The 22,470-nt window shown below is 61.6% G+C and carries 16 protein-coding genes and 2 tRNA genes; 4 read left to right on the top strand and 14 right to left on the bottom strand.

Annotation, left to right across the window (positions count from 1 at the left end; translation table 11 throughout):
- Positions 1-153 precede the first annotated feature (153 nt).
- The 11 genes from I8N66_RS09785 to I8N66_RS09835 all read right to left on the bottom strand — a co-directional run bounded on the left by I8N66_RS09785 (position 154) and on the right by I8N66_RS09835 (position 8,807).
- Entirely contained in the window at positions 154-1,920 is a 1,767-nt protein-coding gene (locus I8N66_RS09785; protein WP_291152932.1) for a flagellin, read from the bottom strand.
- Between the two features lie 371 nt (positions 1,921-2,291).
- Positions 2,292-2,367 (bottom strand) — tRNA-Phe (locus tag I8N66_RS09790).
- A 318-nt stretch (positions 2,368-2,685) separates the two neighbouring features.
- A complete protein-coding gene (yacG, locus tag I8N66_RS09795) occupies positions 2,686-2,898 on the bottom strand; it encodes a DNA gyrase inhibitor YacG (RefSeq protein ID WP_113536467.1) in 213 nt (70 codons plus the stop codon).
- A 5-nt stretch (positions 2,899-2,903) separates the two neighbouring features.
- Positions 2,904-3,524, bottom strand: coding sequence for a Maf-like protein (locus I8N66_RS09800; protein ID WP_113536468.1), 621 nt, complete (start codon positions 3,522-3,524; stop codon positions 2,904-2,906).
- A 149-nt stretch (positions 3,525-3,673) separates the two neighbouring features.
- Positions 3,674-3,892, bottom strand: a complete 219-nt coding sequence (infA, locus tag I8N66_RS09805) for a translation initiation factor IF-1 (RefSeq protein ID WP_004435948.1) — start codon at positions 3,890-3,892, stop codon at positions 3,674-3,676.
- Positions 3,893-4,164: 272 nt separating this feature from the next.
- On the bottom strand, positions 4,165-4,632 hold the full coding sequence (locus tag I8N66_RS09810) for a low molecular weight phosphatase family protein (RefSeq protein ID WP_113536469.1): 468 nt from the start codon (positions 4,630-4,632) through the stop codon (positions 4,165-4,167).
- A 14-nt stretch (positions 4,633-4,646) separates the two neighbouring features.
- Positions 4,647-5,123, bottom strand: coding sequence for a UPF0262 family protein (locus I8N66_RS09815; protein WP_113536470.1), 477 nt, complete (start codon positions 5,121-5,123; stop codon positions 4,647-4,649).
- On the bottom strand, positions 5,120-6,424 hold the full coding sequence (gene hisD, locus I8N66_RS09820; protein WP_113536471.1) for a histidinol dehydrogenase: 1,305 nt from the start codon (positions 6,422-6,424) through the stop codon (positions 5,120-5,122). Before hisD ends, I8N66_RS09815 begins: the two co-directional genes overlap by 4 nt.
- A gap of 42 nt (positions 6,425-6,466) precedes the next feature.
- On the bottom strand, positions 6,467-6,907 hold the full coding sequence (locus I8N66_RS09825; protein ID WP_291152943.1) for a DUF2948 family protein: 441 nt from the start codon (positions 6,905-6,907) through the stop codon (positions 6,467-6,469).
- 105 nt (positions 6,908-7,012) lie between these two features.
- Positions 7,013-8,305 carry a UDP-N-acetylglucosamine 1-carboxyvinyltransferase gene (gene murA, locus I8N66_RS09830; protein ID WP_113536472.1) on the bottom strand — a complete coding sequence of 431 codons (1,293 nt, stop codon included), beginning with the start codon at positions 8,303-8,305 and terminating at the stop codon, positions 7,013-7,015.
- A 256-nt stretch (positions 8,306-8,561) separates the two neighbouring features.
- Complete coding sequence (locus I8N66_RS09835) at positions 8,562-8,807, bottom strand: hypothetical protein (protein ID WP_113536473.1); 246 nt, start codon at positions 8,805-8,807, stop codon at positions 8,562-8,564.
- Positions 8,808-8,964: 157 nt separating this feature from the next.
- Here I8N66_RS09835 and I8N66_RS09840 point away from each other — a divergent pair.
- A tRNA-Thr gene (locus I8N66_RS09840) sits at positions 8,965-9,039 on the top strand.
- Between the two features lie 322 nt (positions 9,040-9,361).
- Positions 9,362-10,075, top strand: a complete 714-nt coding sequence (locus I8N66_RS09845) for a DNA helicase (RefSeq protein ID WP_291152948.1) — start codon at positions 9,362-9,364, stop codon at positions 10,073-10,075.
- Positions 10,076-10,419: 344 nt separating this feature from the next.
- Here the strand turns inward: I8N66_RS09845 and pncB are convergent, their stop codons facing one another.
- From pncB to I8N66_RS09860, 3 genes are all read right to left on the bottom strand, one after another.
- Entirely contained in the window at positions 10,420-11,724 is a 1,305-nt protein-coding gene (pncB, locus tag I8N66_RS09850; protein ID WP_113536476.1) for a nicotinate phosphoribosyltransferase, read from the bottom strand.
- A 39-nt stretch (positions 11,725-11,763) separates the two neighbouring features.
- Positions 11,764-12,363, bottom strand: a complete 600-nt coding sequence (pncA, locus tag I8N66_RS09855; RefSeq protein ID WP_291152951.1) for a bifunctional nicotinamidase/pyrazinamidase — start codon at positions 12,361-12,363, stop codon at positions 11,764-11,766.
- A gap of 176 nt (positions 12,364-12,539) precedes the next feature.
- Positions 12,540-13,721 carry a polysaccharide biosynthesis/export family protein gene (locus I8N66_RS09860; RefSeq protein WP_113536478.1) on the bottom strand — a complete coding sequence of 394 codons (1,182 nt, stop codon included), beginning with the start codon at positions 13,719-13,721 and terminating at the stop codon, positions 12,540-12,542.
- Between the two features lie 408 nt (positions 13,722-14,129).
- On the opposite strand from I8N66_RS09860, the gene I8N66_RS09865 reads away from it, so the two are divergent.
- Positions 14,130-21,635: a type I polyketide synthase gene (locus I8N66_RS09865; protein WP_291152954.1), complete on the top strand. Its 7,506-nt coding sequence runs from the start codon at positions 14,130-14,132 to the stop codon at positions 21,633-21,635.
- On the top strand, positions 21,632-22,470 hold an 839-nt coding region (locus tag I8N66_RS09870; RefSeq protein WP_291152957.1), incomplete at its 3' end, for an aminotransferase class I/II-fold pyridoxal phosphate-dependent enzyme. The genes I8N66_RS09865 and I8N66_RS09870, both read left to right, overlap by 4 nt.

The following is a 22,470-nucleotide window of genomic DNA, read 5'->3' on the forward strand; positions in this document are numbered from 1 at the left end:
TCGATAGAACGGAGGATCGATGCCGGAACATCCCCCTTCCAAGTCTTGTCACGTGAAGCGGGAGGACGCCCCCGAAAACAGATGCTGGAGACCTGCCTCAACCACAATCGGCGTTCGGCTTCGACAACCATCGCTTCGCGGTGGTGAGATCATTCAGCGAAAGAGTTGCAGAATGTTCTGTGCGTTGGAGTTGGCGATCTGCAAAGCCTGGATGCCAAGCTGCTCCCGCGTCTGCAGTGCCTTCAGGCGCGTCGACGTCTCGTTCATATCGGCATCCACCAAACGTCCAACACCCTTTTCGATGGTGGCCATCAGCGACTGAGCGAAGCTGGACTGCATGTCGATGCGCGTCAGGAGCGAACCCAATGCGGCAGCTCCGTCGATCGTCTTCTGCAACACGACTTCGATATATTGAATGTAGGAATCGATCGACTGCGGGCTTGCGGCGATATCGATATCCATAAAATTGCGTCGCGCGATCGGCTCGATGTTGACGCCGATGCCCGAGAACTCGATGCGCGTCGAAATGCCGGACTTCCGATCGACGGCAGGATCGGACTTTACCAACACCCCGCCTGCCCCATCATTCTGAATAATGGTGCCAGGCCGCGTGATGAGCGACTGCAGGAGCGTCACCATCTCGTCGGCGGTTTCGATCTTGCCGGTATCCTTGCCGAGCAGGTTGTTCACGTAGTTGCGATCGAAGGAATGCGCGCTGGCCGGCTCGCCGTTGACCGCAAAACTGAAGGAAACGACCACATCCTTGTAAACCTCGAAAGGTTCGAAGGTCAGCGTCATCTCCGATCCACGCTCGCCGAAATCCGAGTTCGGCGCCAGTCCGCCGGCGCCCCCGGTTGCGGTGTTGACCGTCAGATTGGCGACTTCGACATAGGATCCATCCAGCCCGGAACTTTCCTGCGTCCTGAAGCCGATCCTGTCGATGATGGGTGCATAGGGCGGATAGTTGTAGTTGTATGTTCGCACGAACGCACCCGCGCCCGCGTTCGTCACGGCATGACTGAGAACGGCCGCATACTGCGTGTAGTTTGAGATGATGCCGTTGGCACCCGCGCCCAGAACCGTGTCCACGGTCGAGCGATCGATCGTGATCCCAAGCGTGGGCTTGCCGGGATCGTGCGGCAACGGCAGACCTTGCGTGCTGCTGTCCTTGTCGACGATGACATCGAAGGTGATCTTGTGGCTCGGGTCCGAAAACGTGATCGGGCCACTGAAGTTGAAAGTAAACTCGCCGGCGCCGCCGATTCTGGCATTGTTGCGGCTGTTGGTCGTATAGCCGTCGACATCGGTACCCGTAACGAACCGTATCCCGCCGATCGTACGCAGATCCCGCGTGTCCGCCTGAAGAATCCCGCCGCCCGTGCTGTTGAACAGCGAGGACTCTCTCAGATGAAAATCTGCGGTGTTGAGCGACACGCCATTCCTGGAATCGCGTGAGAATGAGGAGACGACGGACGTTCGGTTGAGATCGCTGTCATAGATATCGGAGACGTCAGTCTTCAGCCAGTTCTGCCCGCTGAAACTCGTTGACGCGACAATGCTCGCGACCTGCTGCTTCAGCTCCCCGAGTTCCTTTTGGATCTTGCTCTTGTCGACGCCTGGCTCTTTCGCCGCCACCAGTTTGGACTTGAACTCGCTGAGGATGCCAACGACGGCCTCCATGCCGGCATAGGCTGTCTCGACCTTCGCTGCACCAAGTCCGAGCGCATCCTGGACCGCGGAAACCGCCTTGCTGTCCGATCGCATGGTCGTCGAGATCGACCAGTAGGCTGCGTTGTCGGCCGCCGTGTGGATCCGCAACCCGGAGCTTACCTGGCCCTGTGCCGAAGCCATGCCGGAATTGATTGTTCGCAGAGCCTGGAGCGCAGAAATTGCCCCAGCGTTCGTGTGAATGCTGACCATATTAAAGACATCTTAAAATTGAAAATGCCCATCATGGGCGACGCGAGATTGTGGCGATACAAGCAAGGAGATGGTTAATTAGTTCTAAAGATAACCGCATAGCCGCACGGTGCGCTTAAAATAGCCCGTTGATCCGGCATGGATCGGTAGAGATTGCCAGCTCCCTCGGGGGTGCTTGAAAGTTCGCTGCAATCTGTCGGGGACCAATCAGGTGGGATTACGCCGAGCCAAAGGCTCCCCGCGCCAATCAGGCTCCATGAGGATGAGGCCAACGGACATCGCACGGAGTGTCAAAGGTGGGATTGCGTCACGACGCACATGCCGTAGCCGCCGTGTATTTATCTTAGGGACCAAACATTCTGAAAGATGAATGGTGCCCGGAGGCGGATTTGAACCACCGACACGCGGATTTTCAATCCGCTGCTCTACCAACTGAGCTATCCGGGCATCCTGCCGTTTCGGGCAGCGGTTCCTTTCGGAACCCTCGGGGCGCTTGTTTGTGCCCCGGAAGCGAGCGGGGTTATAACATCTTGTTCGGCGGTGTCCAGCGCCAAATGAAAGTTTTTTGACCGAAATCCTGTGGACAGTTGAAAAAACCAAAAAGACAAGGAGTTTCAGAGGGATCGTGCTCGCACCCAGGTACTCGTTGCGAGAGAAGCGGCCTTCAGAAGCCGAAACGACGGCTGCACGCACCTGCAGACGCGCAGGATCGTCCAGCCGTTGTTCAGAGCTTAGAGGATGCATGGAGGGCCACGTCGGAACGCGCTAGCGGTCGTCTCCGTCGTCGGCTTTCGCTTCGTCGTCGGCGACCGGAATGGCATAGGAGCCGGAGAGCCAGCGATTGAGGTCGACATTGCGGCAGCGGTCGGAGCAGAAAGGATAATGCTCCCGATGCGACGGCCGTCCGCATTCCGGGCAGGGCCTAGGCGCCCGCAGGGGCGCGATGTTCGAACCGCTCTTTTGGGTCTCGTCGGTCACTGGCTTCAGCCTTCCAGCCAACGATTGTGCACGTCATAGCCTTCGCCGACAAGCAGGCTGACGGTTTCGTAGAGGGGCAGGCCGACGACATTGCTGTAGGAGCCGACGAGTTTGACCACGAAGCTGCCGGCAATGCCCTGGATGCCGTAGCCGCCAGCCTTGCCGCGCCATTGACCCGAGGCGAGGTAGCTTTCGATGTCGAAGCCCGAAAGGCGCTTGAAGCGCACCTTGGTGTCGACGACCTTCTGCCGGAGCGTCTTGTCCGGCGTGATCAGGCAGACGCCGGTATAGACGCGGTGGCTGCGGCCGGAGAGAAGATGCAGCGCGCTGGATGCGTCGCTGACCAGTTCCGGCTTCGGCAGAATACGTCGTCCGACACAGACCACCGTGTCAGCCGCCAGGATGTAGCTACCGTCCCAGCCGGGCTCGCCCTTGATCGCGGCAAGCGCTGCCCGCGCCTTCTCGGCCGACAGCCGCCTTGCGAGCGAACGCGGATGTTCGGCACGCTTCGGCGTCTCGTCGAGATCCATCGGCATCAGGCGCGTGGGCTCTATGCCCGCCTGCGCCAGAAGTTCGACGCGACGCGGCGAGCCGGACGCCAGTATCAGTTTCTTGGCCACTGTCATCGGAACGAGCCGTCACTCCAGAGCAATTCCAGCAAAAATGCGGTAGGCGGTTTTGCGTCTGGAATTGCAATCCAACCAAAGGTTAGAGCGTTTTCGCGATTCGAAGAATAAGCGGAAATGCTCCAGGAATTGCGTAGAGCCGGAGCGGCTTACTTGAAGCGATAGGTGATACGGCCCTTGGTGAGGTCGTACGGGGTCATTTCAACGAGAACCTTGTCGCCGGCAAGCACGCGGATGCGGTTCTTGCGCATGCGGCCCGCGGTATGAGCGATGATCTCATGCTCGTTTTCGAGCTTCACGCGGAAGGTCGCATTCGGAAGCAATTCGGTGACCACGCCCGGAAATTCAAGGACTTCTTCTTTCGCCATGTAGGACTGTTCTTTCTATCTTTGTTTAGGGATACGTCAGGTATCCCGAAAAATTCGCCGGAAACTACACAATCGACGAGGATTTGTGAACCATCTAAGACCGGCTTTTGCGCTTTTGTGACGGGCTACAGTGCCGCGCGTCCTATCAGAGGCGCAGCGGTCGCTATAGCACTTTGAACGGCGGCATGTCTTTAGCTTTAAATCGGTCAGGATTGAAGAAGACATGTAAAAGAACTGTCGCTGGAAACCGCACGCGGATTACCGTGAAGCTCTCAGGCTTTTTCTCGTCTGTGCGGGCCGACCAACCGAAGATTGATCAGCGTCGACAGGTGATCCCGCACTGCGCGGTACGCGTCGACGATCTGCTCGCGGGTGCCGGCTGCCACCGTCGGGTCCGGCGTCGGCCAGTAGACCACGTCGACGGCCATCGAGCGAGTCAATTCCAGCGCCTTGTGATGCGCCTCCGGTGCCAACGTGACGATGAGGTCGAAGTAATCGTCCTCCAGTTCGTCCAGCGTGTGCGGTTGATGCCGGCCGAGACTCAAGCCCACCTCGGCCATCACCACGTCGACGAAGGGATCGCGTTCGCCGTGCCGGACACCGGCGGAGGCGACGTAGGTTCCGGCCGGCAGGGCTGCCTTGGCGAGTGCTTCGGCCATCGGCGAGCGGATGGCATTCATGCCGCACATGAATAGGACCGAACGGGGCGTCTTGAGTGGCGATACCTCGGTTCCCGTCATGCCGGTCCCCGCTCTCATCCGCGCCAATAGAGCACGCAGACGAGCGTGAACAGGCGACGGGCGGTATCGAAATCCAGCCGGATCTTGCCGGACAGACGATCCAGGAGGGTCTGCGAGCCCTCGTTGTGGATGCCGCGACGCCCCATGTCGATCGCCTCGATCTGACTTGGCGTCGCCGAGCGGATCGCCTCGTAATAACTCTCGCAGATCATGAAGTAATCCTTCACGATCCGTCGAAACGGCGTCAGCGACAGGATATGGGTGGCAACGTCGCCGCCTTTTTCGGTCGAAATCGCAAAGACCAGCTTCGCGTCGACGAGCGAGAGGTTGAGCTTGTACGGACCGCCGGGATGGCCGACGGGCTCGAACAGGTTTTCTTCGAGCAGGTCGAAGATCGCAACCGCGCGCTCGTGCTCCACGTCAGGCGTCGAGCGGCCGATGGTCTCGTCCAGAACGACATCGCAGAGGCGCAGGTTGCGGTCCGCCTTCATCCAGCATCCTCGAAATTGAGACGAATGGCGACGGAGCGCGCATGGGCCTCAAGGCCTTCGGATTTTGCCAGCACGATCGCCGCCGGCCCCAGGATCCGCAGTTGCTCGGGATCGAGCCTAAGGATCGACGTGCGCTTCATGTAGTCGAGCACGCCGAGACCGGAGGAGAAGCGCGCCGAGCGCGCCGTCGGCAACACGTGATTGGAGCCGCCGACATAGTCGCCGATGACCTCGGGCGTGTGGCGGCCGACGAAGATCGCGCCAGCATTGCGGATCTTGGCGATCATCGGTTCGGGATCGGCGAGCGCTAGCTCCAGATGTTCCGCCGCAATACGGTTGGCAAGCGGCTCAGCCTTTTCGAGATCGGGAACGAAAATGACGGCGCCGAAATCGCGCCAGCTTGCCGCCGCGGTTTCGGCGCGCGGTAGCGTCTTCAGTTGCCGCTCGACCGCTTCCTCGACCGCCTGGCCGAAGGCCGGATCGTCGGTGATCAGGATCGATTGGGCGCCGACATCGTGCTCGGCCTGGGCGAGCAGATCGGCGGCGATCCAGTCCGGATCGTTATGCCTGTCTGCAATGACCAGCACTTCCGACGGGCCGGCGATCATGTCGATACCGACGGTGCCGAAAACCTGGCGCTTGGCAGCGGCGACATAGGCATTGCCGGGACCGACGATCTTTGCGACCGGCGCAATCGTCTCGGTGCCATAGGCAAGCGCGGCCACGGCCTGCGCGCCGCCGATGCGGTAGATTTCTTCGACACCGGCAAGCCTTGCTGCTGCAAGCACCGCCGGGTTGATCTCACCGCCCGTTGCCGGCACCACCATGACGATACGGGGAACGCCGGCCACTTTCGCCGGAAGCGCGTTCATCAGCACTGAGCTCGGATAGCTCGCCGTACCACCCGGCACGTAGAGACCGACGGCATCCACCGCCGTCCAGCGCGAGCCGAGGCCGACGCCCATGGCGTCCTCGTAGATATCGTCCTTCGGCCGCTGGCGGGCGTGATGCGCCTCGATACGGGTGGCGGCGACCTTCAGGGCGCCCAGCACCTCCGGCTCGACCGCCTGGATCGCCGCATCGATTTCGGCGGCACTCACGGCCAACGGCGTCACGGAGAAATCGACGCCATCGAAACGCTTGGAATATTCGGCGAGCGCCGCGTTGCCGCGGACGCGCACGTCGTCGATGATCGTCTTGACCACCGCATTGACGTCCTCGGACACCTCACGCTTGGTCGTCAGGAATGACGCGAACTTTTGTTCGAAGTCGCCGTCGAGAAAATTGAGCCTGATTGCCAAAGGAGACGTCCTTGTATGCCAGTGTCGTTCGGGTCGAGTGGATCAAGCGCCTTCGGGATGCTTGGGCTTAAATGCGGTTTCCCACGCCCCGCCGGTATCCGCAAGCTGCGTTTCGATGCATTCGACGTCAAGCGCGATCGATGCATCGCCGGCCAGAACCAGTTCGAGCGTGCCTTCTGGCCCTTCGCCGCGCAGGCTGAACTTCAGCGTCAGCAGATCCAGAACCGCCTCGGCATCGCGCCGGTCAAAGCCGACCGAGCGGACGGCATTCACCTGCTTGAACAACAACAGTGCGCGCCGACGCTCGAAGGAGCGCCGCTTGCCGTCGGCCGTCTCCCACACGAAACGATTGACGATGAGCGAGAACTGCTTGCGCCGAGCGTCATATTCCAGGCCCGACACCTTGAACACGGCATCCTGGACGTGCGCGGAGACGACAGCGAGATCCTCTTCGTCGAGCGCCAGCAGCTTCAGACCGTTCATGCCGTCCATCCCTTTCATTTCGCCGCACATCTTCCGTGCCACAATTGAAATGGACATAGGATGTTGCGCCTGAAACCGCAACGGTATCAGGCGCAACCGATCAAATCAGTCGCTGACGCGCTCGACATGCGCACCGCAGCGGGTGAGCTTTTCTTCGAGCCGCTCGAAGCCGCGATCGAGGTGATAGACGCGCGAGACCATGGTTTCGCCCTCGGCAGCCAGACCGGCGATGACGAGCGAGACGGAGGCACGAAGGTCGGTCGCCATGACGGGCGCGCCCTTCAGCCGGCTGACGCCTTCGATCTTCGCCGTCTGACCGGAAAGCGAGATCTTGGCGCCGAGGCGGGCCAGTTCCTGCACATGCATGAAGCGGTTTTCGAAGATCGTCTCGGTGATGTGCGAGGTGCCTTTCGCCATGGTCATCAGACCCATGAACTGCGCCTGCAGATCGGTCGGGAAGCCAGGGAAGGGATCGGTGACGACATCGACCGGTTTGATGCCGGCGCCGTTGCGCACGACGCGGATGCCGCTGTTCGTCTCGGTAATCTCGGCACCGGCGCGGCGGATCGCTTCGAGCGCCGTGTCGAGCAGCGCCATATTGGTGTCTTCGAGGATGACGTCGCCGCCGGTCATGGCCACGGCCATGGCATAGGTGCCGGTCTCGATCCGATCCGGCAGGACGCGGTGGCGCGCGCCGGAAAGCGAACGTACGCCTTCAATCGTGATCGTCGGCGTGCCCTGGCCGGTGATCTTGGCGCCCATGGCATTGAGGCAGTTGGCAAGATCGACGACCTCGGGCTCGCGGGCGGCGTTGCCCAGCACCGTGGTGCCGTTGGCAAGGGTCGCAGCCATCATCAGAACGTGGGTGGCGCCGACCGAGACCTTCGGGAACGTGTAGCGCGCGCCGATCAGGCCGCCTTCCGGCGCCGTCGCGTTGACGTAGCCGCCGTCGATCTCGATATTGGCGCTGAGCGCCTGCAGGCCTTCGATGAAGAGATCCACCGGACGTGTGCCGATGGCGCAGCCGCCGGGTAGCGAAACCCGTGCCTTGCCTTCACGCGCCAGCAGCGGGCCGATCACCCAGAAGCTGGCACGCATCTTCGAGACCAGCTCGTAAGGGGCGGTCGTATCGACGATGTTGCGGCAGGTGAAATGAATGGTGCGGGCGTAGCTCTCGCCCTGGCGCTCGCGGCGACCATTGACGGAGATGTCGACGCCGTGGTTGCCGAGGATACGGATCAACTGCTCGACGTCGGCGAGGTGCGGCACGTTTTCGAGCGTCAGCGTATCGTCGGTCAGAAGCGACGCGATCATCAGCGGCAGGGCCGCGTTCTTGGCGCCGGAAATCGGAATGACGCCGTTAAGCTTGTTGCCGCCTACAATCCTGATGCGATCCATGAGGCCTCTCGAACGGGCTTGGCCCGCCTTTCCAAAAAATAATCCATGTTTGTCTGAAGGCGCCTCTTTAGTGGAGACGCCGCGAAATTAGAAGTACCTTGAACGCCAAGCGTCCATTCAGACGCCAGAGGTCGCCATATCGATTAAGTCGCTGCCCTCGATCGCCCCCGACCGCGAGCATTTATGCAATTGGACGCCAGACGGCTGGGCCGCCCGCACATGGGAAAGGGTCGGCGAACGCCGCCCCTGCCCCGTACTAATCTTGGGATTCGTCCGTTTTTGCGGCAGGAAGGCCGCTCACTTCATCAGCTGCACCGGAGCGACGCGCCCGCGCCTGCTGCTTGCGGCGCTGGAGATTGTCGCGCAAGTTCCTGGCAAGTCGCGCCTTTTTCAGGTCCGACTCGGTCGTATCCTTCTTCTTCTCCCGGCGCACCTTGCCCTCGGTCCGCTGCTCGTCCGGCGCGGGCTCGTTTTTTCTGCCGTCACTGTCGTTTATCTGCATGGTTCTGCATTAGCGCAAAACCAGGGTCTTCGGAAGCGGCGGCAAACTTTCTCACAGGTCTTCGCGAAAAACTTCGAAATGCTGCTTGCACTCCCCGTCCAGCTATGGCAATAGCCCCCTCGCTTGATGCGGCTGACACACGAACCGGCCGCCAGATGCTGCTATAGCTCAGGGGTAGAGCACTCCCTTGGTAAGGGAGAGGCCGAGAGTTCAAATCTCTCTAGCAGCACCAGTTTCCCTCAGGACATTCAACAATTTACTCCCGTCACTCTGGTAGAGATGCCTCGTCGGCGGCACCTGTGACCGGTTCATGCGGACGGCGCGCCGCTTCGTCCGCTCCATCCCACCCGTCGGACTTCTCTCCCATTTCGGCCGTCACCAGGCAATTCACCTCGTCCAGCCACTGCGCTATGCTCCGATTCGGGCGCGCCCACGCCTCCCCCCTCCGCTCGGGAAAGTAGATTTCATACGGGGCACTCTCATCACCGAACCAACTGTTCGAGCCTTGAGCATAAGGAGGGATTGCGAAGACTGCTCGCATCAGGAGGTTACAGATGAAACTGTCTGCGCCGATTTACCATCTGAAGCGCAAAGCGAAGCGGCTTTCCCGCGATGAAGACATTCCGCTTCATGAGGCACTCAATCGCGTCGCCGTTCACGAAGGCTATGCGAATTGGAGCCTTCTCGCCTCAAGGCATGTCTCTGCCAAGCCCGAAGACACCGTGTTGGAGCGTCTGCACCCAGGAGATCTTCTTCTCCTGGGTGCACGGCCCGGACAGGGCAAGACGCTGAAGAGCCTCGAGCTGGCCGTGAGTTCGATGAAGGTCGGCCGGCGGGCGTATTTCTTCACACTGGAATATACGACGAAGGACGTGATCGATCGTTTTCCCACAGTCGGCGCCGAATACGCGTCGTTTGTCGAGCTCTTCGAGATCGACTGCTCGGGTGCAATCAACGCCGAGTACATCATCAAGAAGCTGGCATCAGCGCCACGCGGCTCGTTGGTAGTCGTGGATTATTTGCAACTGCTCGACCAGAGGCGTGAAAACCCGGAACTGGGGACGCAGGTTCTGAACTTGAGGGCGTTTGCACAGGAACACGGCATCATCATGGTCTTCATTTCCCAGATCGACCGTTCCTACGATGCCAGTACAAATCCGTTTCCCGATATTGACGATATCCGGCTGCCGAATCCGCTCGACCTCAGGCTTTTCGACAAGATGTGCTTTCTGAACCGCGGAGAGACGCGATTGCAGTCCGTGGCCTGACGCACCGGAGCGAGCAAGCCAAGATCGGGAACGTATCCGCCTTCGCCGCGTTACCGTTTCAAAGGCAGTAACGCGGAGGCTTATACATGAAAGGCATCATTCTCTGGCTCATGGGCGTGCCGCTCATCGTCATCATCCTTCTCTACATGTTCGTGTTTTAGAGAAGCGATACGCAACGGCAGGTTGGCGCCTTAACGCAACCTTAAGATTCCACTGCCAGATTTGACATTGCGATGATGGACAGTCGCAACATCTTTGATCCCCTATTGAAACCGGCGCTTGCCGGTTTCTTTTTTTCAACTGGCGGAAAGCCGCAGCGCGCTCTTCGTGGCGCTACTTCGGCGTCAGACCTTGACGGCCTGCTCGACGAAGTCTTCCGAGCCGAAGAACTTGAGATAGCGCTCGACCTCGGCGGGGTCGCCGGTTGCCTTACGCGGATTGTCGGAGAGCTTCACCGCCGGGCGGCCGTCGGCCTCGCTGACCTTGCAGACGATCGAGATCGGGTTGAGGCCGCTGATTTCCGTCGGGGCGCAGTCGGCGAAGTCGTTGGTGAGGTTGGTACCCCAGCCGAAGCTCATGCGCACGCGCCCCTCGAAATGCCGGTAGGTCTCGATGATCGTGTCGACGTCGAGACCGTCGGAGAAGATCAGCAGCTTTTCCCGGGGGTCCCGTCCCATCTTCTTCCACCAGGCAAGGATCTTTTCACCGCCCTCGATCGGCGGCGCACTGTCCGGCCGGAAGCCGGTCCAATCCGCCACCCATTTCGGCGCGTCACGCAGGAACGCCGCTGTGCCGAAGGCATCGGGCAGCACGATCAAGAGATTGCCGCCATAGAGCTGGTTCCAGTCCTGCAACACCTTGTAGGGGGCGGCAGCCAGTTCCTTGTCGTTACGGGCAAGGGCCGCAGCCACCATCGGCAATTCGTGTGCGTTGGTACCAAGCGCTTCCAGATCGTTGTCCATGGCGAGCAACACGTTGCTGGTCCCGGAGAACGAACTGCCGATCCCTTCCTTCAGCGCCTCGACGCACCAGCGCTGCCAGAGGAAGCTGTGCCGCCGCCGCGTGCCGAAATCGGAGATCCTGAGGTTCGGATATTGCCGCAGGCGCTCGACCTTGGACCACATCTTGGCCTTGGCGCGGGCATAGAGCACGTCGAGGGTAAAGGGACCGAGTCCCTTCATCGCCGAGCGCGAGCGCAGCTCGTTGATGATCGCCAGCGCCGGGATTTCCCACATGGTGGTTTCGGCCCAGCGGCCGCGGAACGTCAGTTCGAATTGGCCGTCGCTGCGTTTCAGCTCATAGTCCGGCAGGCGGAATTTCGCGAGCCAGGCAAGGAACTCCGGCGAGAAGATCTGCTTGCGCCCGTAGAACGTATTACCCGCGAGCCAGATCATCTCCTTCTTGGAGAAGCGCAGCTCGCGCGCATGATCGAGCTGTTCGCGCAGTTCCTGTTCATCGATCTCGTCCGCAAGCCGCACCGTCTTCGTACGGTTGATCAGCGAGAAGGTGGCGTCGACATCCGGGTAAAGCTGCCAGATCATCTGCAGCATCAAGAGCTTGTAGAAATCCGTATCCAGCAGGCTTCGCACGATCGGGTCGAGCTTCCAGGCGTGGTTATAGACGCGCCTGGCGATATCGGTCTTCGTCATCGGTGAAATCTCTCCTTCCTCAGCGCGAGGGCAGTCGAACTAGTTCAGCTCGACACCGGCATCACGCATGCGGGTAATCATAGCCTGAAGCGAACCATTGAGGTCGATGCCTCGACAGGCTTCGAGGATGACCGATGTCGAGAACCCCTGTGCGACGGCATCGAGCGCAGAAAAGGCCACGCAGAAATCCGTTGCCAACCCACACAGCGTCACCTTCTTGATGCCGCGGTCCCTGAGATAGCCGGTGAGGCCCGTGGGTGTCCGGCGGTCGTTTTCGAAGAAGGCGGAATAGCTGTCGATCTCGGGCCGGAAGCCCTTGCGAATCAAGAGTTCGGCCCGCGTCCATTCAAGCGCCGGATGGAAATCGGCACCGGCGCTTCCCTGGACGCAATGGTCCGGCCAGAGCGTCTGGCCGCCATAGGGCATGGCGATCATCTCGAAGGGGCTCTTGCCAGGATGGCTTGAAGCAAAGCTCGAGTGACCAGCGGGATGCCAGTCCTGCGTCAGCACCACATGCTCGAAGCGGCCAATCATGCCATTGATCATCGGCACGATATCATCGCCGCCTGCGACCGCAAGCGCCCCGCCCGGGCAGAAATCGTTCTGCACATCCACGACGACCAACGCCTTATCCGCCATAATTCATCCCTGCCTGCCAACGTCATCGATCACCAAAATCGATTTAAGTCCAAGATCAATCACAGAATTTGAGCGACGACAAGCCGCTTCCGCAGGCTTTGAAAATGATAAGGCCAGACAGACAAAAGGCGCCGACCTTGCGGTCGACGCCTCTCGAAAAAAGCGGTCTGGTGCGATCAGTTGCCGTTGAGGTTGTCGGCGATCGCGAAGCCGGAATTGGCGATGCCGACCGGCTGGGCGATGAAGTTGAGGAACTTCGAGAAGTCGACCGACGGGTGGCGCGAGGCATAAATGACGTCGCGGTTCTTGACCGGGAAAGTCTGGCCCACGATCAGGCTATCGGGCTTGCTCATGTCGAAGCGATAGACGATCGGGTAGCGGCCCATGCTGTCGGTCTTCATGCCCTTGCGCAGCATTTCATTGAAGCGCTGCTGGCCGAGCAGGCTCATGACCACGTCAGGCTCTTCGTAACGGAAGATGAAGTAGCCCTTCATGTCGAGCGTATAGTCCGCACCACCGCCGGCAAGACCCATGGCCTCGAGCAGGTTCAGGTCGTTGGCACCAAATTCGACGCGCTGGTTGGCCTTGACGGCGCCCAGGATCGTGAAGCGACGCGGATCGCGTGCAACGAAAATCTGGTCTCCAGGCTTTACGTGGATGTTCTCGGACGGGTTCTCGATGATCGACTTGAGAAGAACCGTGCCGGTCTTCTTGCCGCGCACCAACGTGACATAGGTCTCGTAGGGCTGGGCGACGGGACCACCCGCCTTGGCGATCACTTCGTTGATCGTTTCGTCGACGAGGCTGAGCGGCACGACCGACGACTTACCGACGGCACCCGAAACGGTGACGTTGCGCGAGGCGGTGCTCATGCTGGTGACGATGACGTCAGGCTCGACCGCCTTCTGCTTCAGCGCTTCCAGGATTTCCTGACGCGCCTGTTCCAGTGTCAGGCCGGCAAAGTTGACCGGACCGACATAGGGGATCGCAGCCTTGCCATCCGGCTGGACGACGAGATCGATGCTTGTCTGCTTGGAATCCTGCGTCGAGAACAGACCATCGCTGCCGGCCTCGAAAATCGACACCTTCAATGCGTCGCCGACACCGATGACGACTCGGCCGACGCCGCCGCCAATGCCGAAACGACGGTTGAGCGTCGAAGAGACATAATCGGAAACGAGGCGCGCGGTGCGGCCATCCACTTCGACGATATCGAAGACGGTCGCATTCTGGCGCCCGATCTCCGCGCCGGACTGACCGGCATCCTTGACGATCGCTCCGGCCAGCGGCCCCTCGCCCGGAACGGCCTGGCATCCCACGAGGGCGGTACAAAGCAGAAGGGCACTGACTCGTTTCAACTACGACACTCCAAATTCGACACGGCCATGATTTTACTCACAGTTCCGCGCCGCATCATCTCCCGACCGGGAATTTCGCCGGTCCCTGAAAAGCACAATCGCCGTCCCACAACAAGTCATCCGAAGACCAAGACGGGCAAAATATTTGGACCCGCGTCTTTCTGGTCATACCTTCTCTACCTTGAGCGTGGTTTATCGCCTTATCCGCCTTGGACTGGCGTTGACAGCGTGTATATCTTCAGTGTTTGGGGTTGAAAGCTAGGGACTTTAAGTTAAAAGCTGACTAATGAGGCGGAACGAATATAGCTGGGGATAGCCCGGCAGCATGACGATTGGCGATTGCATTTCGGCCTCCGACGCGCAATCGCAGATGCAACTTTAGCGGCAGTTTAGAGCGTTCGATCATACATGGCTGTTGAGATTATTGGGCGTGCATGCCTCGCCCCTGGAGCAGAATCGCCTTCGGCGTTGTTCAAACTTCTCCGTCAAGGCAAGTGCACCGTCACCAGCATTCCGTCGGATCGCTGGGACGTCGCGCGATTCTGGCACCCCGTCATGGGCACGCAGGGCAAGACCTATTCCTTTGCCGCCGGCGTGCTCGACCAACTCTATGATTTCGACCCTGCCGTGTTCGGCATGTCGCAGCGCGAAGCCATGTACATGGATCCGCAGCAGCGCGTGCTGCTCCAGCTTGCCTGGCGCGCGCTTGAAGACGCCAACATCTCGGCGACATCGCTGCAGGGAGAGAATGTCGGCGTCTATATCGGCGCATCGAGCCTCGACCATGCCAACCTGACGGTGGAAGACCCGGCAGCGGCCGGTCCCTACTTCATGACCGGCAATACGCTGTCGATCGTGTCCAACCGTATCTCCCATATCTTCGGCCTCAGCGGCCCGAGCATGACGGTCGATACGGCCTGTTCCTCCTCGCTGGTCGCGCTCGACCAGGCGATGCGGGCACTGAACTCGGGCGAAATCGACACCGCGATCGTCGGCGGCGTCAACATCCTTGCTCACCCCCTGCCATTCGTCGGTTTCGCCCAGGCGCGCATGCTGTCGCCGGAAGGCCTGTGCCGCGCCTACGACAACGACGGCGCCGGCTATGTGCGCGCCGAAGGTGGCGTGGTCTTCGTTCTACGCCGCTCGGATCGGGCGCGCCGGGAGAAGGATCGCAGCTACGCGCGGATCGTCGCGACCGGCGTGAACTCGGCCGGCCGCACCAACGGCATCTCGCTGCCGTCGCGCGAGGCGCAGGCCAATCTTTTGAGGGCGATCTACGAAGGCAACGGCATCGATGCCAACCAGGTGGCCTTTGTCGAAGGCCACGGAACCGGCACCAAGGTCGGCGATCCGGCCGAAGTCTGGTCGATCGGGACGGTCATCGGCGCCAAACGCCGGGCGCCGGTGCCGATCGGTTCGATCAAGTCGAACATCGGTCATACGGAACCCGCCTCCGGCCTCTTCGGCATGCTGAAGGCCGTGATGGCGCTCGAAAACAACTACCTGCCAGCTTCGCTGCACTTCGACACGCCAAACGAGCACATCGACTTCGACGGTCTCAACGTGCGTGTCACGGCGAACCCGATCGAGCTTCTGCGCGGAAAGCGCACCCGGCTCGCCGGCATCAACTCGTTCGGCTTCGGCGGCGCCAATGCGCACGTCGTCATCAGCGACCCGGAACCCGCGGCCGACGAAAAGGCGTCGAACCCGTCGTCTTCCGGTCATGTTTTCCTAGCGAGTGCTCACACGGCGTCGAGCCTGGAAACGCTTCTCAACGACTACAAGACGGCATTCGCGCATGCTTCCAAGGGTGAAGCGCGTTCGATGATCGCCGCATCGGGTGCGAACCGCACCCATATGCGCCATCGTTTCGCCGCTCGCAGCGACCAGCCGGAAGATATCGTCCGCGCGATTGCCAGCCATCTGGAAAAGCCGGGCTCCGGCATCGGCGAGATCGGCGAAGCCGTCGCCCGTGACGCCAAGGTCGCCTTCGTCTTCTCCGGCAATGGCTCGCAATGGGCCGGCATGGGTGTCGAGGCATTCCGCGAGAACCTCCATTTCCGTCAGTGTTTCACGTCGGTCAGCGCGCTGTTCAAGTTTCACTCCGACATCGCATTGACAGATCTTCTCACCGATCCGGACCTCGACAAGAAGCTTGGCGATACGAAGATCGCGCAGCCGCTTCTCTTTGCGGTGCAGGCTGCACTGTCGGATTCGCTGGTCGCCATGGGCGTCAAGCCGGTTGCTGTTTTCGGCCACTCTGTCGGTGAAATCGCTGCGGCCTACGCCGCCGGCGCGCTGTCGCTGGTCGACGCCGTTTCGATCGTGGCGAAGCGATCGTTGCATCAGGATCTGCTTGCCGGTCACGGAACGATGGCCGCCGTGATGCTCGGGGAAGAGGCCGCTCGCGCCTTCGCCGAAGCACGCGGCCTTGACGAGCTCTGCGTTGCCGCAATCAATGCCCACAATTCCGTGACGATCTCCGGGCCGGCCGATCAGATCTCGAGCTTCCGCGACGCCGCGCGCAAGGCGAAGATCCCGGTCCAGATTCTCGACATCAATTATCCCTTCCACCATCCGATCATCGATCGGGCGAAGGACGCCTTCCTCTCGGATATTCCGGATATCGCGCCGCGCCGCACCGAACTCGCCTATCTGTCGACGGTGACGGGTGCCGCGCTCGAGGGCACGCAGCTCGATCCGGATTACTGGTGGAAGAACGTGCGCGAGCCGGTCCGCTTCCAGGCGGCCGCCGAAGCTGCAATCGAGATGGGCTGCCGCCTGTTCATCGAGATTTCGCCGCGTCCGATCCTGTCGTCCTATGTGAAGGAGACGATCAAGCAGGCTGCGGCCCCGGGCATGGTCGTACCGACCCTGCTGCGGGACGTCGGCGAAACCGGCCAGGATCCGATTTCGGCAGCGATGGCGCGTGCCGTCGCACATGGCGCGGTCGTCGACACGACCCGCGTCTTCGGCAAGCGCAACGCGTCGATCGCGTTGCCCAGCCTGCCGTTCGAGCCCGTCGAACTGCGCCCTGCGGCGACCACCGACGCGACCGATCTCTTCGGCCGGACCGAGAAGCCTTACCGCTTGACCGGCTGGCGCAGCGACCCGAACAGCGGCAGCTGGAAGAACCATGTCGATGCGCATCTCTTCCCCGACCTTGCCGAGCACGTCGTGGACGGCAAGGCGATCCTGCCGGGCAGCGGCTTCATCGAAATCGCCGTGGCTGCAGCACAGCAGTTCTATGGCAGCGACGAGGTCGAGATCACCAATCTGGAAATCGTCCGGCCGCTGGAACTCAGCGACACGAAGATCATGGAGCTGTCTACGGTGCTTTCGCCGGAGACCGGCGACATCGAAATCCGTTCGCGCGAGCGGCTGTCGGAAGACGATTGGGCCGTGCATGCCGTTGCCCGCTGCCGCAAGCCATTGCCGGCCGAGGAGCGCGCCTATCCGTCGCTTGCCGGCTTGGCGAAGACCGCAACGGTCGCACCCGCGCGTGCCTATGAGACGGCAAAACAGTTCGGTCTTGACTACGGCCCGCGCTTCCAGCTGCTGGCCAAGGCCGTCGCCTACGGCGATCGGCTGGTCGACGTCGAATTGAAGACGCCGGATGCGGCTGGTCATCCGCTTGTCACCTATGCCCTGAACCCGATTTCGGTCGACGCGACCTTCCACGGGCTCGTCGCCCTCTTCGATCGCTTCACCGGCGACAAGAGCGGTGCCCCGTATATCCCCGTCCGCTTCGGTTCGGTGCGGGTCGTCAACGGCAGCCAGCCAATCGCGCGCGCAATGATCGAGATCGAGCGCGTCAGCCCCAACTCGATCAAGGCGAAGTTCCACTTCTTCGACAAGTCGGGCGCACCGATCGCCCACTTCGAGGATTGCCGCTTCCGCCGTACCTATCTGCGCAAGCACAAGACGCTCGATGCGCTGTCCTTCCACTACGAGGCAGTGCAATCGGAATCCGTGCTGCCGGGTCTGCAGGGCAAGGCAGCGACGCCTATCAGGATCGCCATGCCTGACGCCGGCGAAGCCGGCGTCGACAACACGACCTTGCTCTTCAACGCGGCCATCTATCGCGCCTGTCAGGAGATTGCCCTCAAACTCGCCAAGGGCCGAACGACCCTTCACGGCAACAGCCTGCCCGGCGACTTTGCGTTTCAGTGTTTCCTGACGAGTTGTCTCTACGTGCTCGAAGACGCCGGTCTCTGCGAACACAAGGACGGCGTCTGGAAGGTTACCCAAGACTTCAACTTGCCGAGCGTCGCGGAGATCCTGCGCGAACTCTACGGTGAACGCTCGGACCGAGCCGTCGAAGCCGTCTTGATCAACAATGCCTATGCGGAAGCCCTTGCGCGCCTTGATGCCCTCCAGGCCGGCGACGAAGGATCCCTCGGGACCACGTTCATCAGCGATGCCACGCTCGACCATCAGGCCGTCCACTCGGAGGCAAGTCGAGAACGGATGGCGTTCGTTCTCGAAGCGCTCGAAAAATCTCTGACTGCGGCACCTGGCGCGCGCCTGCGCATCGTCGAAATCGGCAGCGTTTCGGCCGCGTTCACCCGCCGCCTGGCAACGCTTGCCGAAAAGCACCGCGCAAGCCTGACCGTCTTCGAAGCACGTGACAACGCCCAGCGTGGCCTGGAACTCGCCTTCGAGAACGATGCCCACGTGCGCATTCTCAAGAAGGGCGAACTGGCAACGCTTACGTCCTTCGATCTCGCGGTCAGCGCATCCGACGGACTCTACAGCCTGATCGAGGACGACGTTGCGGTTCGCACCGCACTTCGCTCGGCGCTGCGCGACACCGGCGGCTTGATTGCCGCCGTCAGCGCGCCGTCGCTGTTCAACGATTTCGCCCTCGGGCTTTCCGAAGGATGGTTCGCCCGCAGTCAGACGGCGGAGTTCCCGATCGGCAATCTTGCGGCCGCCCCGCATTGGCAGAAATGTCTCGGAGATCTCGATCTGCGCGACGTCGATATCGTCGACCGTGAATGCGCCAGCGGCAATGTCATCCTGCTCGAAGCGCGCGGCGGCGCCGCGGCTTCGGTAAGCGCCGAAGCACCGGCCGCCGGCCCGTATCTGCTGCTGCAGACCGCAGGCGGCAAGGACAGCAAGCCTTCGACGCCGGCTATTCCCGTGAATCTGAGCGGTGATATCGTCGCCGACAAGGCAGCCCTTCTCAGCGGCTTCGAAACCTTTGGCGACCAGCCGCTGCGGGCGATCTTCCTTGCGTCGCCGGCCGCCACATCCCGGGAAGACGATTCCGCCTCGCTCCAGACGCAGATCCTTGCTCTCAGTGCGTTCGCCGAAGCTCTGCGACAGCACATCGGCGGAGCCGAGCCGTCAGGCGAAAATCGCCCGCGTCTCGTGCTCGTCGCGCCAGGCGGAGCCCCGATCGCGAGCCGGGCGACCGGTGAAACGGTTGCAAGTGACGGCGTCAATGCCGCTCTCTGGGCCTTCGCCCGCGTGCTTCAAAACGAATACGAATTCCTCGATGTGCACGCGCTCGATATCGATGGTTCGCCGACCACGATCGAACAGATCGCGGCAGCACGTCCGCTGCTCGGCAGCGTCACCGTCAACCGCGAGTGGCTGCTGGAAGGAAAAGACGCGGCGCTTTCCGAAATCCGCGCCGTACCCGGCCCAGTCGACAACGCGCATGCGGCAATCGACACCTTCAAGGCCGCAACGATCCGCCAGCGCGTCAGCTCACAGGTGGGCAGCATCGTCTGGGAAGAGAGCGACATTCCCTCGGCGGGTCCGGGTGAAGTCGTCGTCGAGGTCGCAGCCACCGGCCTGAACTTCCGCGACGTGATGTGGGCGATGGGCCTGCTGCCCGAAGAGGCGCTCGAAGACGGTTTCGCGGGCGCAACGATCGGCATGGAGCTTTCCGGCCACGTCGTTGCCGTCGGCGCAGGCGTCGATGATCTTGCCGTCGGCGATGCCGTCATGGCGATCGCGTCGTCCGCCTTCTCGACCCATGCCGTCGTCTCGCGCGCCGGCGTCGCCCGGCTGCCGCAGTCGGTCAGCCCGGTCGCCGCGGCAACGGTGCCTGTCGCGTTTCTCACGGCCTACTACGCCATGGTGGAACTCGGCCGGATCCAGCCGGACGAGACGATCCTCATCCACGGTGCTGCCGGTGGCGTCGGCCTGGCCGCGCTGCAGGTCGCGAAACTCAAGGGCGCCAAGGTTATTGCCACGGCCGGCACGCGCGAGAAGCGTCGCTTCCTCTCGATGCTCGGCGCCGATCATGTCTTCGATTCCCGTTCGCTCGGTTTCGTCAACGACGTCCGCGCCGTGACGGATGGAGAGGGTGTAGATCTCGTCCTCAACTCGCTCTTTGCCGAAGCCATGGAGCAGAGCCTGGCGCTGGTGAAGCCCTTCGGACGCTTCCTCGAACTCGGCAAGCGCGACTACTATGCCGACAGCAAGATCGGCCTTAGGCCCTTCCGTCGCAATGTCAGCTACTTCGGCATCGATGCCGACCAGTTGCTGGTCAATCAGCCGAAGCTCACCAAGCGGATCTTCACCGAGATCGGCGCGCTGTTTGAAGACGGCAAGCTCACGCCGCTTCCCTATCGCGCCTTCGACTTCGATGAGATCGGCAACGCCTTCCGGCTGATGCAGAATGCGGGCCACATCGGCAAGATCGTCGTGCTGCCTCCGGTCGCCGGCAAGCATCGCGTTGCCAAGCGTCCGCACGGCGGCATGAAGGTCGATCCGAACGGCATGCATCTCGTCGTCGGCGGTATCGGCGGTTTCGGTCTGGCTGCGGCCAACTGGCTCGTCGAAAAGGGCGCGACGAAGATCGCGCTCTGCTCGCGCCGTGGCCAGGCGGACGCCGAAACGACGGCAATGATCGAAGCCTGGACGAAGGCCGGCGTCTCCGTGACGGTACACGCCTGCGACGTCACCGATCCTGTGGCAACCGAGGGGCTTCTGAAACAGTTGCGCGCGATTGCACCGCTCCGCTCGATCGTCCATGCCGCGATGGTGCTCGACGACGCGCTGATCAGCAATCTCAATCGCGAGCGCAACCGTCCGGTCATCGACACCAAGGCCAAGGGTGCGGCTGTTCTCGATCAACTGACCAACGGCGACAAGCTCGACAACTTCATCCTGTTCTCGTCGGCGACGACACTCGTCGGCAACCCCGGACAGGCGAACTACGTCGCTGCCAACGGCTACCTCGAAGGTCTCGCCCGCGGCCGGCGCGCCCGTGGCCTCGCCGGTCTTGCCGTCGGTTTCGGCGCGATCGCAGACAAGGGGTACCTGGTTCAGAACACCGATGTGAACGATCTGCTCGCCAAGCGCATCGGCAAGACGGCGCTGAAGGCACAGACGGCGCTCGACATGGTCGAGAGCCACCTGGCCTTCGATCCTGGCACCGTCGATGCCGCCACGGTGATGATCTCGGAGATCGACTGGTCGGCCGCCCGCAACCTGCCGGTTGCCCGCAACGCCCTCTTCGAAGTGATCCTGCGCAGCGCCGATCAGCACGCGGCCGGCGGCGAAGGCACCCAGATGGACCTCGTCGCGATGATCGAGGGCAAGTCGCCGCAGGAAGCCGAAGACATTCTCTTCGACCTCGTGGCCGGCGAGATCGCCGCAATCCTGCGCGTGTCGAAGGATACGGTCACGCGAGCCAAGGTCCTGAAGGAAATCGGCCTCGACAGCCTGATGGCGGTCGAACTCGGCATGAGCTTCCAGCAGAACACCGGCTTCGATATGCCGCTCAGCGGGGTTGCGGACAACACGACGGTTGGCGATGTCGCCCGCAAGCTCTATGAAAAGGTCAGCAAGCGCGACCAGAGCGACGACGCCGAGCCCGCCGACGACAAGATCGTCAGCGAACTCGCACAGCGGCACGTCGGAACGGCGAAGGAAAAAGCACAGAGCCAATGAGCACGAACGGAAACGGTCCCGGCGCATCCAAGATGACCAGCAGCCTCAAGGAGAATCTGCTGGACCGGATGAGAAACACGCATCAATCCTCCGAGCGCAACCGCATGGCGCGCTCGGAGCGGGAGATGCCGCCGCCGGCACGCCGTCAGCAGGCCCGTTTCGAAGATCTGCCCGAATACAAGCAGGTCATGACTCAGAAGTTCGCAAGCGAGCAGCTCGGCATCGCCAATCCGTTCTACCGCGCACACCAGACCGCAGCCGGGGCGACCACCGTCATCGACGGCCGCAAGCTCATCAACTTCGCGTCCTACGACTATCTCGGCCTCAACCGCCACGCGGAAGTGCTGGCGAAGGCCAGGGATACGATCGGCACCTTCGGTATCTCCGCGTCGGCAAGCCGCCTCGTTGCCGGCGAACGACCGGTGCATGTAGCGCTCGAAGAGAAGATCGCAAGCTTCTACGGCGTGGACGCCGCCGTCTGCTTCGTCAGCGGCTATCTGACCAATGTCGCGGCCATCAGCTGTTTGATGGGCCCGAAGGACCTCGTGGTCCATGACGAATTCATCCACAACAGCGCGCTGGCCGGCATCAAGCTTTCGGGCGCCACCCGGCGGCTGTTCAAGCATAACGACGTCGCCGACCTCGAACACGTGCTGCGCACGGTTGCCGGCGACTATCGTCGCATCATGGTGATCGTCGAGGGTATCTACTCGATGGACGGCGATGTCGCCGACCTGCCGGCGCTTTTGAAGCTTAGGGCCGAATACGGCTTCTGGCTGATGGTTGACGAGGCACACTCGCTCGGCGTTCTCGGCAAGACCGGACGCGGCCTTGC

Source organism: Ensifer sp. SSB1 (assembly GCF_016652895.1).
Classification (GTDB): Bacteria; Pseudomonadota; Alphaproteobacteria; order Rhizobiales; family Rhizobiaceae; genus Ensifer.